Here is a 14,291-nt window from a genome sequence, read left to right as displayed (position 1 = left end):
GGGGAATAGACCACTGAATTAAGCAGGTAGAGCTGTTTACTTTACATATCCATTTAGTTTGCATAATGCAATTTATGTAAAGCTTTACATAATGGCCATAACCATCCATCGGGAAATTTAAAACCCAGTGAAGCAGATAAGCAACTGACGAATAAAATCAAAAATGCGGGTAATTTTTTGGATGTAAAACTATTGGATCATCTCATCATTATTCCAGATGGGGATTACTTCTCTTTTGCAGATGAAGGGATTCTGTAATCTTAGCTTCTTAAATTAAAAACTTTAAAAAGATCTGGCGAGTCCGGATCTTTTTTTATGGGATAAATTTTCAATTTATGTATTAAAAGATGTATATTTAAAATGCTGAAATTCAGCATACATAATTTTATATAGCTATCCTATTTTTGACTTTCGCTGGTAGCTATATCCATCTATATTTTACATACAGGAATTTTTCAATTCCGAAAATGGCAATTGGCGTTTAGTCAAATTGTATGAAATTTTTGTCCCGCTTGGCGGGACGAAAAGGAATAGCAAGAGGGTAACGGGCAAAGCCACGTTATATATTCCTTTTCTGATTTAATCCATTGATTTTCAATCCTTTGAAAATTAATGGATTATATAGGTTTCTTCAATTTGCGTCAAATGCCCTGAAACAGCCTGTAAATAGGGATGGATTTACGTCAAATGCACAAAAAAGCGAAAGAAATGGACTCATTCATCACAATCAGGTTTAAGCGGGCAACAGCCAAACGTTTTCAGGAATTTTCCAAAACTCATTTCAAATCGCACACCGAAGCGATGGCCACGATGCTCGATTTTTTCTTCTGCAACGAAATCTCGCCACGTGAAAAATTGGGCCCTACCGGGAGGACGATCGAGGCCAAACTTCTCAAAAGAATCAATGCAGTAATTGCCATAATGAGGGACATGGAAAAGACCCAAACCAAACCGACCGTGGCGATGATGGAGTCACTTTTCCAGGCTGAAGAACCCAAAAAGAAACCTCTCATTCTGGAAAAGAAATTTACGGAGGAAAGGAAGGAAGTTCGGTTTCAAGAAAAGCGAAATACCAGTAAAGAACTTTAAAAATTTGAAGCTATGTACATCACGATCACACCACAAAAAATGGGAGGAAATTATTCCAAAAGTTCAGCGGATTTTGTGGGCTATCTGGAAAAGGAAAACCAGGGATTGGAACAAGAGGAACTGGAGCATTTTTTCAACCAATACGGCGATGAGATTTCGGCCGAGGAAGTGGTCAGGGAAATCGATAGCAACACCGCAAAATTGGAAAAGACCGAACCGAGGTTTTATTCCGTAACCGTCAGCCCTTCAAAATATGAACTGAACCGTTTGCAGAACCACAGCGAAGATCTGAAAAGATATACCCGCGAGCTGATGAAGGATTATGTGGTTTCCTTTAACCGGGAAATCAAAGGGCGACCGATCAATATTGATGACATAAAGTATTATGCAAAAATTGAGCATCAACGGACATTTAAGGGAACGGATAAACATGTTAAACAGAACCAACCCTTTGCCACAAAAATACTTCAGCTAAAAAATGATATCCGAAAAGTGGAGCGTGGCGAACTCCCCGGTAATATCAAAAAAATGGAACGGGAAATCGCAAATTTGGAAAAGGGAGCTCCCAATCAACAAAACGGAAAACGGATCGTGCAGGGAATGCAAAAGGAAGGCAGCCAAAGCCACATCCATATTATTATGAGTCGGAAAGATTCGTCTAATAAATTCAGCTTGTCCCCAGGAAGCAAATACAAAGCTTCCGATGTTGAATTGAATGGTAAGACGGTAAAGCGGGGTTTTGACCGTGATAAGTTTTTTACGAGTGCCGAAAAAACCTTTGATAAAACTTTTGGCTACCAAAGAAACTTAGCCGAGACCTACAAGGCAAGAAAGGATTTCATAAAAAATCCGAAAATTTACTTTGCATCATTGATGAAATTACCCACCAATGAAAAAGCATTGGCGTTTAAAATAATGGGTAAAGCGGGCATTCCGATGATGCCGACTATTCCTGTCACACAAGCACAACTGGCAATGAAAATATTTAACAGGCTGCGACGTGGTGCGGAAGTGGCCATCAAATCAAGTTCTATAGGAATCTAAATTAACATTATGGAAATGGACAATTTTTTAATGGTGCTTTTTCTTATTGGTTTTGCCAGTACTGTTTTCTATGGATTGTATCGGGTAAGCAGATATGCCTTCCTTGTCAATTTTATAATGCTTGGTGCTCTTGTGTTTTATTTAAATGAAGAAACATCATTGGTATTAATAGCACTTTATTTGGTCAGCCCTCTGACATTAATTAATGTAGGGATGTATGTGTTTTTGCATAAAACTGATAGGCCCAAAAACGAGGACATAAAATATCGGGTTAACTTTCCCACAACCAAAGGAAATTTTAAACTAGAAAACATCAAACGTGGTGCATCCGTTATTGGTTCCGCCGGAAGTGGTAAAACGGAAAGCGTAATTTATGGTTTTCTAAAGCATTTTCAAAAGTATAAGTTCTGCGGGATCATTCACGACTACAAAGATTTTGAACTTACCGAAATGGCCTACCCCCTATTCAAGGATGGTGAAATCCCATTTAAGGTCGTTTCCTTTGATAAAATCATTCACAGAGTAAATCCTATAGCTCCACGTTATTTAGAGAATGAGGAAAGCGTAAATGAGGTGTCAAGGGTGTTAATTGAAAACCTATTGGAACAGCGAGAATCCGGAACAAGTGGAACGACCAAATTTTTCAATGATGCTGCGGAAGGATTAATTGGTGGATTGATTTGGAAACTAAAAACTACGTATCCCCAATTCTGTACACTTCCCCATTTGATTGCTATATATCAGTTTCTGGACACGGATAGCCTTATCCAGTTTTTGGAAACCAATACCACATCCAGGGCAATGGCAGACGCTTTTATTAGTGGCAAAGATTCAGAAAGGCAGACCGCAGGAGTAAAAAGCACCTTGGCAAATGCGCTGAAACGAATAAGTACTCAAAGGATATTTATGGCACTATCCTCAGACGAAGTGCCATTGAATATAAATAGTGAAGATAATCCAGCAATCATTTCCATAGTGAACAATCCAAAATTTGACACTTCTTATTCGCCTGTAATCGCTACGATCATCCATACGATTACCAAGCAAATGAGTGTTCGAAATTCCAAACCGTCTTTCTTACTGATGGAAGAGGCTCCCACAATTCGCTTATTGAATATGCATCGTATTCCCGCAACATTACGGAGTTATGACATCGCAACGATTTATGTGATGCAGGACAAGATTCAGAACGATATAATGTATGGCGACAAAGCAAGCAAGGCAATTTTAAGTAACCTTTCTTATCAGTTTTTCGGAAAGGTCAACGATCCGGACACCGCGAAATATTACGAACGTTTCTTCGAGATAGTTAAAGATCCAACAAAAAGCGTAAGCCGGGGTTATAACCTTGACTTTGATACGCGCGTCACAATAGGAGAGAAGGAAATTCCAAAAATAAGAGCGGATGTTTTCTTTCGATTGAAGCAGGGAGAGTTTATTACGTATGCCGATGGGAAGGATAAAAAAGTTCAGTTTAAGTTGCAGAAGATTGAGAGGGAATTTCCACAGTGTGCAAAAGAATTTTCTAATGCAGATTTAGAGGCGAATTTTGAAAGGATTTATGAGGAGGCGAGGTCTATTTTTAATAAATAATACTTGCTACCAATTTCACAAATAGTTAATTAAAATCAAAGTAGAATAAATTGTTAATTGGTCTTAGTTATCGGTAGTTTTGCATTATGTTTTATAGGAGAAAAATAGTCTTTGCGTTAATGGAAAAATTTGAAGATGGGTTAGAAAGTACTCGCCTTCAAAAGTTAGTTTTTTTGCTTACCCAAATGCAGAAGAAACCTAATTATGACTTTGTTCCCTACCGTTATGGCTGTTATTCCTACTCCTTAAAAGCCGATCTTCAGGCTATGGTAAAACACGATTGGTTAACAACCAAGGATAAAAGCTATGGTCTCAATACGAAGAAAAAGTATTTTAATGAATTAACTGCAAGTGACCAAAAACTTGTGGACGAGACTTTTGAGCGGTATGGTGGAATGAAAACGGATGTCATTACAAAACATACCTATATCAATTTTCCTTATTATGCAACCAATAGCTCTATAGCAGAAAAAATCCTTCCTGAAAGGCTTTATAAAAGAGTAATTGAGGCTCGGCCTAATGAAGAAGCAACCGTCTTGTTTACTATTGGATATGAGGGTATTTCTCTAGAGGAATACTTGAATAGACTAATAAAAAATAATGTTAAGCTGCTTGTTGATGTGAGGCGCAATCCATTGAGCCAAAAATATGGTTTTAGTAAAAAATTGTTGAGTGGCTTTTGCAATAGATTGGGCATCGAGTATATTCATATACCCGAGGTAGGTATCGATTCGAGTAAAAGACGAGAACTAAATAACCAAGCAGATTATGATGTTCTTTTCGATGAATATAAAGCAACTGTTTTAAAGGAAACTACTGAAAATCAAACTCAAATCCTTGCGCTATTGAAAAAACACAAAAGAATAGCTCTTACGTGTTTTGAGGCCGATACTTGTCAATGCCATAGAACACACCTTGCTGAAAAACTTAAAACATCCCCTGTTTTCAAATACGAATTAAAGCATATTTAAAAAATGGCCCTAACTAAAGTATTGGTTACAGTTAAGACTTATCCATCCCTTTCAGGAACATATGGCGAACTGGTCTGCACAGCTGGATTTCTTGAAGATGGAACTTGGATTCGCTTATACCCAATACCTTTTCGTAAACTCAAACACGACGAGAAGTATAAGAAATATCAATGGATAGAACTTGACATAATAAAAAATGATAAGGACTTCAGACCAGAAAGCTATCGTCCTGCGACCATTGAAACGCCCATAGCGTTATTGGATAGTATTGATACAAAGGGGAATTGGTACAAACGTAAACGGATTGTTCTCAAGAATGTCCACACTGATATAAAGGCACTCATTAGTGAAGCTCACGATAAGAAAATCTGCACATCATTGGCTGTCTTTAAACCTACTAAGATTACCGATTTCAAAGTTGAAAAGGTATCGGCAGAATGGGATAAGAAAAAACTCGACCAGTTAAAAGCATTGAACGACCAAGGAAATCTATTTGATATGGAAGAACTTTCTTTCGAGGTAGTTGAAAAACTTCCATACAAGTTTTCATACGTTATTGAAGATGAGAATGGGATATCCAGTACTATGATGATTGAAGATTGGGAAATTGGACAATTGTATCGTAACACGCTTGCAGCCGCAGAAGGAAATGAAGCTATAGCAGTCGAAAAAGTAAAAGAAAAATACTTTAATTATTTTGCACTGAAAAAGGATATTCATCTCTATTTAGGCACTACAAAAGCCTTTCACTACCGTTCCAAAAATCCATTTATGATAATTGGCACTTTTACACCAGATATTGAAATCCAAACTTCTCTTTTTTAAGTTGGCGCTGTATATTCCGTAAGGAACAATTTCAATACCCACAAAACGGTTCCATATCTCATTTTAAAACACAAATATGGATTTAACTAGCTGATTTACAGGCGAGTTTTTGAGCAGATTTATGTAAAGGTGCGATCGATACTTGTTCAAAGAAAAAGTGGACCTTTTACCACTAATTTAACGCTTTCCCAATTCGGGACTCACTGCGTCCCGAATTGAATCTATCCTCAGAGATAAATATGAGGCTACCACACTTTGTCGTCTAATAAAACGTGGTGGTGCAATAGGTGGTGTAAATGGTGGTGCAATCATCAGCTGACCAATACGATTAAAACAAAAGGCAATTTTACAGTTGTTAATAACTCCTTAACATCAATTTGAATTCGTTCTTGGAATTTTCGTTATAATTGACAAATATTGTCAAATCAAATACATCAACTGATAGTTGTCAAATGAAGAAAAATAATTCCGTTGGGGAAATACTCAGGAAGCATCGAGAAGAAAAAGGGCTATTGCTTAGACAAGTAGCTGCTCTTTTGGATATCGATACCGCTATCCTTAGTAAGATTGAGCGTGGGGAGCGCAATGCAAAGAAGGAACAGATTATTCAACTGGCTGAAATTCTGGACTTGAATCAGGAAGATTTAATTGTTCAGTATTTGAGCGAAAAGATACTCTATGAAATTCAAGATGAAGAATTAGCAGAAAAAGCCTTGAAGGTGGCTGAGCAGAAAATTAAATACAACAACACTAAGAACGACAAAAGTTAATGGGAATCAAGTTAGAAGAATTAGCATATCAACAAATAGCCATTAAAGCAGTGGTTGACGTTTTTGATGGTACGGTTAAAAACACCTTTGACAATTCCAGTAATGAAGGCATTCGTTGCAATAGAATTTCGCTTTCAGCGGAAGAGATACAGGAGAATATTAAAACGGTCATTCAAGAAAATGGAATTACCGAAGAGATCGCCAAACTTACACCCGAACACGAATTGACCATCGAAATGGAAACTGGAACCGGTAAAACCTTAGTGTATCTAAAAACCATTTATGAACTTTATAAACATTACGGTTTTACCAAGTTCATTATTCTTGTGCCTTCTGTCGCAATCCGGCAAGGAATATTAAATACAGTAGAGACCTTTGATAATCAACTGGAGGATATATATGGATTTACCCCCAAAGCTTTCGAGTATGACAGCAAGCGTTTGAGCAAGGTGACCAATTTTATTGAAGAACAACATCCTCAAATAATGATTATGACCTTGGCTTCCTTCAATTCAGAAGACAAGATATTGAACCAAGCCCAACGCGAAGATTTGTTTGCCAATATCCCCTTTATTGAAGCGATAGGACGGACCAAACCAATCATTATAATGGATGAGCCACAGGAAGGGATGGATACTCCCAATTCCATCAAGCAGATTAAAAAGCTCAATCCACTTTTTAAATTACGGTATTCTGCCACTCATAAGGTTTCTAAAAACAAACTGTATCGTCTAACTCCTTACGATAGTTACAAAGATGGTTTGGTCAAAAAAATAGAGGTGCTTACCGTTACCGAAAAAAATGATGAAGCCACGCTAAAGCTTGAGTTTTCAGATGTTCAAAACAAGAGCGGAAGTATAAAAGTAAAAATAAAAGCCTGGCACCAGATGGCCAGCGGAAAAATTCAATTCAAGAATACAGCTTGGTTAAAAGATGGCGACAATCTAGGGGAAAAGACGAATAATCCAAGTTACCTAAATTATAAAATAGAACGTATTCAAAAGAGCCTTCGTACCCAAAAATGGTCGATAGTCTTTACTAACGGAACAGAAATATTTGAAAAACAGGGTTCCGGAAACGTGCAGAGCATTTGGAATTTACAATTAGAATGGCTTATCATCCGACATTTTACCAAAAAACAAAAACTAAGGGAACAAGGAATCAAATGTTTATCCCTTATTTTTATCGATAAGGTGGCCAACTATGTGAGCGATGATCCCATCATCAAAAGAATATTTATAGAAAAATACAAAGCGCTTTATCCTGAATTCCACGACAATCAAGTACCAACAGCCGAGCATATCGAGTATATTCAGGGCTCGTATTTTGCCAAAACTGGAAAAGGCGAGTTTACAGATAGCGAAAACGCAATGCGGAAAAACAGCGATGTTTTTGATGCTATCTTAAAAGATAAAGAAGGCTTGCTCAATTATGGTGACACTGTGGCCAATAAAATCGAGTTTGTCTTTTCACATTCCGCTTTGGGTGTTGGTTGGGATAATCCCAATATTTTTAATATTGCTACACTGAGCAATTCCTATTCCGAAATCAAAAAACGCCAAGAGATTGGTCGGGGTTTACGAATATGTGTTAATGATAAGGGGAACCGCGTTTATGACAAACCTGATGTTTCTGATGCTGACCGCATCAATCAGCTTACCGTAATTCCTAATGAAACCTATGAAACCTTTGTAACCCAATATCAGGAAGAAATTAAAGAGGTTTATGGTACACAAACCGCCGGTGCGGGAATGACGCATTCTCACAAGGGAAGACCTCAAAATGAGGTTCGTTTTAAGCGGAATGATAATGATAGCGTGAATAAAGCTTTTAAACGGTTCTGGTCTGCACTCGCTAAAAAAACCAATTATACCGTAGCCTTTGACGAAGAAGCACTTATCGAAAGAAGCCGGGAAGCGCTCAATCAAATCGATATTGCCGATTATGTGGCAGAAGTTACCAGTCGTTCCATTAGCTCCATTACCGAAACGCAACTTAAGGATGAATTTGGCGGAAGCGAAAGTTATAAACTTAAAGCCAGTTATACGGCACTGGATTTGGTGGAAGAACTCAGCGAAAATACGAGCCTGAGTTATACCACCACTTTTTCCATTATTCGAGATATTGATCACTCCCAGTTTGCCAAAAATCCACCACAGTTCATTCACCGTGCTTCTGCTCTTATTAAGAATATTGAGTTGGAAGAAATGCTGCGTGGTTTGGATTACCATTTAACGAGTGAAATCTTTCCTTTTGATTTTGAAGATTTCGTAAAGCAATTGGATGATAAACGCTACACCCCAACTCCTAAGCGTGGAATTTTTGACAAAACCTTAGTAGATAGCGAGGTAGAGCATAAATTCGCTTTGACGGCTGATAGCGATGATGAAGTGGTCTGTTTCCTTAAGCTACCTTCTTATTATAAAATCAAAACGCCCATAGGTGAATATGAGCCTGATTTTGGTATTGTGATGAAACGCAAAAGCCTAAAAGATGGGGCTGAAAGTGAGTTTTATTTCGTCATTGAAACAAAGGGAACGAACGATATCAATGATAAAAAGTCGCTAAAGGAAAGTGAGGTCTATAAAATTAAATGTGCGCTAAAACACTTTGCTACACTGGGTGTGGATGTAAAATACAAAGCTCCGGTCAAAGATTATTCATATTTTAAAAGTGAGGCGCACAAGGATGTCAAGAAAATACAAGAAATAAAATAGATTAGGATTGATGAAACCCAATAAACAGCATAACGCCCTTCTACAGGAAATAAGGGATATTTTAGAACAGGCTCGTCAAAAAGTCGCTACCGCAGTTAATTCGGCGATGGTGTTTGCGTATTGGGAAATAGGTAAACGCATTGTAGAGGAAGAACAGAAGGGTAGTGAAAGAGCAGAATATGGAACCTATTTATTAAAAGAACTTGCCAAAAACCTAAGCAATGATTTTGGTAAAAGTTTCGACGCCCGCGAACTTCGCAGAATTCGACAGTTTTATTTAAGCTTTCCAATTCGGGACACAGTGCGTCCCGAATTGAGTTGGTCACATTATCGTTTATTAATACGTGTGGAAGATAAAACTGTGAAGCAATTTTATCTAAAGGAGTCCATCAGTCAACATTGGAGCACCCGAAAGCTGGATCGCAATATCAGCAGTCAATATTACCAACGCATTTTATCCAACCAATCCAATAAGGAAATTGCTTCGGAAACTAACGAATTATCCAAACTCGATTTCATCAAAAACCCTTATGTACTTGAGTTTCTTGACCTTCCTGCTAATTTAACACACAAAGAAAAGGATATTGAAAAAGGAATTATTGCCCATTTACAGACCTTTCTACTGGAACTGGGTAAAGGCTTTGCGTTTGTGGCACAACAAAAATTGGTCCGTACCGAAACCTCTGATTTCTTTATTGATTTGGTATTTTACAATTACCATCTTAAGTGTTTTGTGGTCATTGACATCAAGAGCGGAAAACTGAGCCATCAGGATATTGGGCAGCTGGATATGTATGTGCGTATGTTTGATGAACGCGAAAAATCTAAAAATGACAATCCCACGATTGGGATATTATTATGTGCCGACACCGATAATGTGGTTGCAAAATACTCGGTGCTCAATGATAAGAAAAACCTTTTTGCCTCAAAATACCAAATGTACCTACCAAGCGAGGAAGAACTGCAACAATTTATTGAAAAAGACCTTGAATAATAGTTTATGAGCAATACGAAAGAAACCATAGAAAACCCTTTGGAAAAAGTACAGTCGCACGACTGGAACAAGGAACGCCTGGAACAGTTAAAACAATTGATGCCAGACTTGTTTACCGATGAGGGAAAGCTTAACCTGAACGAACTTAAAAAAGTTATTGACCCCGAAAGCGTGAACGACACCGAGCGCTATGAGTTTCGTTGGTTCGGGAAAAGCAAGGCTAAGCGGGAAGCTTTTACCCCTACAAATGCCACACTTGTTTATGATGAAGGAAGAAGCGTAAATCCCAATAACAGTGAAAACCTAATCATTGAAGGCGAAAACTTGCAAGTGCTTAAGTTGCTGAGCAACGGTTACCGGGAACAGGTGAAGTGCATTTATATTGACCCGCCCTATAATACCGGAAAAGATTTTGTCTATTCTGATAATTTTGACCAAAATAGAAAAGAGTACTGGGAAGATGCTGAAATGACAGAAGAGGGATTTAAAGTGGATACCAACACTGAAACGGATGGTCGTTTTCACAGTAATTGGTTAAATATGATGTACAGTCGTCTATTGATTGCACGGCAGTTATTAAAAGAAGACGGTGTTATTTTTATATCGATTGATGATAATGAAATGCATCATCTACGGAAATTATGCGATGAAGTTTTTGGGGAAGAAAATTTTATGGCTCAATTCTCTTGGAGAACTGATGGCAATTTTGACAATCAGGCGAAATTCAAAAATGTACACGAATACATATTGACATATGCAAAAATTGCGGAAAAATTTCCAGCACCACCAATTATAGATCCAAGTACTCCTGAAGGAAGTAAGTTGTTTCTTTCGGAAATTAGGAATACAATAGTGAAAAATGGACCTAAAAACCCAATAAGTGGAGTGAAAATTCCTATTGGTTTTCCTTCTTTGATTAAAGATGGAGTTATCGAAAAACGAACAGATTCTTGGCCACATTATAAAGAAAATGCGGTTATTAAGAATGGACATTTAACGAATGAGGTCATAGTAGAAAGCGGTTGGAGCTCTAAAGAATTGTTAGAAAGATATATTGAAAATAATTGTGAGCCGATATTAGATTCAAAAGGGCAAGAAACCAAATTTGAAATTTCTAATACGGGCGCAATAGAGGCCGTAAAGGGCAGAAAATCTGAGCAAAGTCACGTCATAACGGTCCTTAACGGATTAGGTGGTCCTCAGAAAGCTTCAAGTATATTAGATAAGATGGGACTTATTTTTGACGGTTATCCTAAGCCTGTTGATCTAATAAAATACTTATTTCAAATGAACACTTTGGAGGGTAACGATATCTTTCTTGATTTTTTCTCAGGTTCTGGGACAGCCGGACAGGCTATAGCTGAACTTAATCAGGAAGACGGCGGTAATAGAAAATACATTATGGTTCAGCTTCCAGAAGCAACAGATGAAAAAAGCGAAGCATTTAAAGCAGGTTATAAAAAAATAAGTGATATTACCATTGAGCGAAACAAACGCGTGATTGATAACATCGTTGCTGGAAAGAAGAAAGAAACCCCAGATTTATTCACCAAAGAAGAAACGAAAAAAGAACAATTGAAAGGCTTGGGCTTTAAAGTGTTTAAATTGGTCAAGTCCAATTTCCCAAGGGTAGAATACGCTCCCGACCCCGAGAAATCTGACGAAGAAAATGTGGCGTTACTCAAAAAATACATTACCGAAAAAGAAGCCCAACTCGTTTCTGCCTTTAACCGCGAAGAACTCATTACTGAAATTTTAATCAAAAACGGTTTTAAACTCAACTACACCTTAGAAAAACAGGAACAGTTCAAGCAGAATGAAATCTTCTTGGCATCAGACGGCGACAAGCAGACCTTGATATGCCTAGACGTAAGTTTGGCAGATGAAACGGTTAGTTATTTACAGGACCATACAGATCTGAAGTTAATTGTTTTGGAAAGAGCTTTGGACACTACGAAGAAATGGAATTTGAAGCATTATATGGGAGATAAATTTAATGCGTTTTAATGGTATGACAAATGAAGTAACTATATATTTTGACAGCCCTAAGCCATTTATACCATCTAATATTAGACCTTTAAATGGTATCGCAGGACTCTACTTTATTTTCAGCCAATCTATCGATATTCGATATCCATTCGAGACTTCAAAATTGTTATATATCGGCATGAGCGAAAAAAGAACTAACAGCATAGGAAGTAGATTGATTGGACATTTCGATGGAAAGTCTAAGAATGTTGGATTATCGAGTTATAGAAAAGTTGAACCACTTTTGTTTACCTATATTAATTTCGAAATGTTGCGAAATATATGGCATTTTAGAATTGAAGATTTAGAGAGTTATTTTATTTTGAATTTTGTTGAGTATTATGGGGTTTATCCCATTTGTAATAATAAAACAGGATTTGAAATTTTGAATAATACGCTTACTACAAGTTTTAAAATTGATTGGAAATATTTTAAGTAAAAACTATGGATGAAAAAGTAAAATCAGGAAAAGAAATATTAGACGATTTTTTCGAAAATATTGATAAAATCGAGAACGTTGATCCTGAAATCGCCAAGATGTTGAACAAGTTATATAAAGATGACAAGTTATCAGATACCAACGTCAAAAATGAATTACAAACATTAAGAGAAACGGATGTCGATAAAGATTAGAAATATTAGTATTAAAGGAATTAGGGGAGCAAAAGATAGCTTAGAACTACCTTTAAATGGAAGATCTATTTTGCTTTATGGTGACAATGGAACTGGGAAGAGTAGTATTTCTGACGCGTTGGAATGGTTTTACACAAACAGGGTTTCCCATCTTTCAAGTGGTGAGATTGATTTAAAGGATGCTTTAAGGAATGCAACACTTACTGACGAAGATGTATCTGAAGTAAGTGTTTCTTATATTAAAGGAGAAGCTTTTAACGCTACTAAATCCTTATTCGTTAAGCGTGGTAAACTTGGCGCCGAGTTTTCTAATACAACCGAAGAATTTGGAAAATACCTTGACGATTCCACAAAGGAAAACTTACTTCTACGATATCAATATCTCAGAGATTTTATTGATAATACCAAAGGCGACAAGCTCAAATACTTATCTGATATCATCGGTTATTCAGAGGTTACAAAAAAAAAGGATGTTTTAAGAAAAAGTTACAGTTCACTAAAAACTGAAATAAAAAATCAAAATTTTGAAGCTCAAATAAACACTCAAAAAGAGGTGCTTATTGAAAAAATTGGAGCTGCAGTTAGCCGGAAAGAAGATTTGATTGAAGTTATAAATAAAAAAATAGCTCCTTTGAAAACTGGTATTGAGGTGAAAGAAATTGAGGATATCGATTCTCTTCTGGAGCTTCTTAAGAAAGGGACTAATAATAAGCTTAATGAAGAACTGACTTTTTTGGAAAAGGTCAAAGCTGCTACAGATACTTTGAAAGTAGAAATTGAATTCATAAATACAGAGTATGAAAAATATTATGAAGAATTTGAAAAAATAGCGGGAGATGTTGAAAGTATAATGCAAACTTTTCTCGCAGAACTACTAAAAACTGGTGATACTGTTTTAGCGAAAAAATACCATAAGGAAGAAAGTTGTCCACTTTGTCTTCAACCCAAAAGTATTGAAGACTTGCGCAATGAAATCGCTGCTAGGATTAAGGAAATTGAAGAATCTTCAAAGAAAAAAGCGTTTTTTGATAAGGCAAAACAATCTATAGGAGTCATAACAGTAGAGCGGATAAAAAGACTGGACAATTTACTGTTGGAAAAGTTGATTAAGCAGGAAGATCATAAAGCAATTCATGCGGGAACGACTGCTTTAAAAGATAAAATTGAAAAATTCCAAAGAGCTAGTGTTGAAAAAGTAACCTCAGGAAATAAAATTCCTAATAAAGATATGGTCGGATTTCAAGCATCAGATTTTGATTTTCAATCTGTGATTATAGATAGAATAAAAGAAATTAAAAAAATTCAGGAAAAAGATAATTCAGCTGTCGTTTATTCTAATGTCTCCGCCTCCAAAGATGCTTTTATAAAAATAAAACACTTTGAAAAACAACGCATAAAGTTGGAAAAGCAAAGAAAAACCATAGAGATTATTTATAACGAATTCATTAAAAAACAAAAGGAGGGTCTTGATAACTTCATTAGTGCTTTTTCCGAAAAAATCAATGGGTTTTATCAATATATGAACCCTGACGAACCATTTCAGGAAATAAAAATTGTTACCATTGGAGAGGATGATGAACTTAATGGTATCACAATAGAATATGAATACAATGGAGAATGAGGGTGT

12 protein-coding genes and 1 pseudogene are annotated in these 14,291 nt (G+C 36.6%); all 13 read left to right on the top strand.

Annotated elements, in window-relative coordinates; genetic code table 11:
- Positions 1-96: 96 nt before the first annotated feature.
- Positions 97-258 (top strand): annotated as a pseudogene (locus tag B5488_RS03175) (JAB domain-containing protein); the annotation flags it as partial.
- Between the two features lie 450 nt (positions 259-708).
- Positions 709-1,089: a BfmA/BtgA family mobilization protein gene (locus B5488_RS03170; protein WP_079736513.1), complete on the top strand. Its 381-nt coding sequence runs from the start codon at positions 709-711 to the stop codon at positions 1,087-1,089.
- Between the two features lie 12 nt (positions 1,090-1,101).
- Positions 1,102-2,133 (top strand): MobB family relaxase, encoded by a 1,032-nt coding sequence (gene mobB / locus B5488_RS03165; RefSeq protein ID WP_079733945.1) that lies wholly within the window; start codon positions 1,102-1,104, stop codon positions 2,131-2,133.
- Between the two features lie 15 nt (positions 2,134-2,148).
- Positions 2,149-3,726 (top strand): type IV secretory system conjugative DNA transfer family protein, encoded by a 1,578-nt coding sequence (locus tag B5488_RS03160; RefSeq protein ID WP_407690216.1) that lies wholly within the window; start codon positions 2,149-2,151, stop codon positions 3,724-3,726.
- A gap of 119 nt (positions 3,727-3,845) precedes the next feature.
- On the top strand, positions 3,846-4,697 hold the full coding sequence (locus B5488_RS03155; protein WP_231919801.1) for a DUF488 domain-containing protein: 852 nt from the start codon (positions 3,846-3,848) through the stop codon (positions 4,695-4,697).
- A gap of 3 nt (positions 4,698-4,700) precedes the next feature.
- Positions 4,701-5,522, top strand: coding sequence for an uL1 family ribosomal protein (locus B5488_RS03150; protein WP_079733942.1), 822 nt, complete (start codon positions 4,701-4,703; stop codon positions 5,520-5,522).
- A gap of 452 nt (positions 5,523-5,974) precedes the next feature.
- Positions 5,975-6,292, top strand: coding sequence for a helix-turn-helix domain-containing protein (locus B5488_RS03145; protein WP_079733941.1), 318 nt, complete (start codon positions 5,975-5,977; stop codon positions 6,290-6,292).
- On the top strand, positions 6,292-9,009 hold the full coding sequence (locus B5488_RS03140; protein ID WP_079733940.1) for a restriction endonuclease: 2,718 nt from the start codon (positions 6,292-6,294) through the stop codon (positions 9,007-9,009). Before B5488_RS03145 ends, B5488_RS03140 begins: the two co-directional genes overlap by 1 nt.
- 10 nt (positions 9,010-9,019) lie before the next feature.
- Positions 9,020-10,003, top strand: a complete 984-nt coding sequence (locus B5488_RS03135) for a PDDEXK nuclease domain-containing protein (protein ID WP_079733939.1) — start codon at positions 9,020-9,022, stop codon at positions 10,001-10,003.
- A 6-nt stretch (positions 10,004-10,009) separates the two neighbouring features.
- The gene (locus B5488_RS03130) at positions 10,010-12,010 is read left to right on the top strand and encodes a site-specific DNA-methyltransferase (RefSeq protein ID WP_146128791.1); all 2,001 of its coding nucleotides are present in this window, start codon (positions 10,010-10,012) and stop codon (positions 12,008-12,010) included.
- 4 nt (positions 12,011-12,014) lie between these two features.
- Positions 12,015-12,470: a hypothetical protein gene (locus B5488_RS03125; protein ID WP_079736511.1), complete on the top strand. Its 456-nt coding sequence runs from the start codon at positions 12,015-12,017 to the stop codon at positions 12,468-12,470.
- Positions 12,471-12,475: 5 nt separating this feature from the next.
- A complete protein-coding gene (locus tag B5488_RS03120) occupies positions 12,476-12,664 on the top strand; it encodes a hypothetical protein (protein ID WP_079733938.1) in 189 nt (62 codons plus the stop codon).
- A complete protein-coding gene (locus tag B5488_RS03115; protein WP_079733937.1) occupies positions 12,648-14,285 on the top strand; it encodes a hypothetical protein in 1,638 nt (545 codons plus the stop codon). The genes B5488_RS03120 and B5488_RS03115 overlap by 17 nt, the downstream gene beginning before the upstream one ends.
- Positions 14,286-14,291 lie beyond the last annotated feature (6 nt).

The organism is Salegentibacter salegens, from assembly GCF_900142975.1.
In the GTDB taxonomy this organism is placed as follows: Bacteria; Bacteroidota; Bacteroidia; order Flavobacteriales; family Flavobacteriaceae; genus Salegentibacter; species Salegentibacter salegens.
The sequence above is the reverse complement of the archived record's forward strand: the minus strand, read 5'-3'. Positions and strand labels throughout refer to the sequence as shown.

Excerpts from the sequence above, each read along its gene's own strand:
- B5488_RS03140 (WP_079733940.1), top strand. The coding sequence starts at position 6,292 with ATGGGAATCAAGTTAGAAGAATTAGCATATCAACAAATAGCCATTAAA.
- mobB (WP_079733945.1), top strand. The coding sequence starts at position 1,102 with ATGTACATCACGATCACACCACAAAAAATGGGAGGAAATTATTCCAAA.
- B5488_RS03155 (WP_231919801.1), top strand. The coding sequence starts at position 3,846 with ATGGAAAAATTTGAAGATGGGTTAGAAAGTACTCGCCTTCAAAAGTTA.
- B5488_RS03150 (WP_079733942.1), top strand. The coding sequence starts at position 4,701 with ATGGCCCTAACTAAAGTATTGGTTACAGTTAAGACTTATCCATCCCTT.
- B5488_RS03135 (WP_079733939.1), top strand. The coding sequence starts at position 9,020 with ATGAAACCCAATAAACAGCATAACGCCCTTCTACAGGAAATAAGGGAT.
- B5488_RS03160 (WP_407690216.1), top strand. The coding sequence starts at position 2,149 with ATGGACAATTTTTTAATGGTGCTTTTTCTTATTGGTTTTGCCAGTACT.
- B5488_RS03130 (WP_146128791.1), top strand. The coding sequence starts at position 10,010 with ATGAGCAATACGAAAGAAACCATAGAAAACCCTTTGGAAAAAGTACAG.
- B5488_RS03125 (WP_079736511.1), top strand. The coding sequence starts at position 12,015 with ATGACAAATGAAGTAACTATATATTTTGACAGCCCTAAGCCATTTATA.
- B5488_RS03115 (WP_079733937.1), top strand. The coding sequence starts at position 12,648 with ATGTCGATAAAGATTAGAAATATTAGTATTAAAGGAATTAGGGGAGCA.
- B5488_RS03145 (WP_079733941.1), top strand. The coding sequence starts at position 5,975 with ATGAAGAAAAATAATTCCGTTGGGGAAATACTCAGGAAGCATCGAGAA.
- B5488_RS03120 (WP_079733938.1), top strand. The coding sequence starts at position 12,476 with ATGGATGAAAAAGTAAAATCAGGAAAAGAAATATTAGACGATTTTTTC.
- B5488_RS03170 (WP_079736513.1), top strand. The coding sequence starts at position 709 with ATGGACTCATTCATCACAATCAGGTTTAAGCGGGCAACAGCCAAACGT.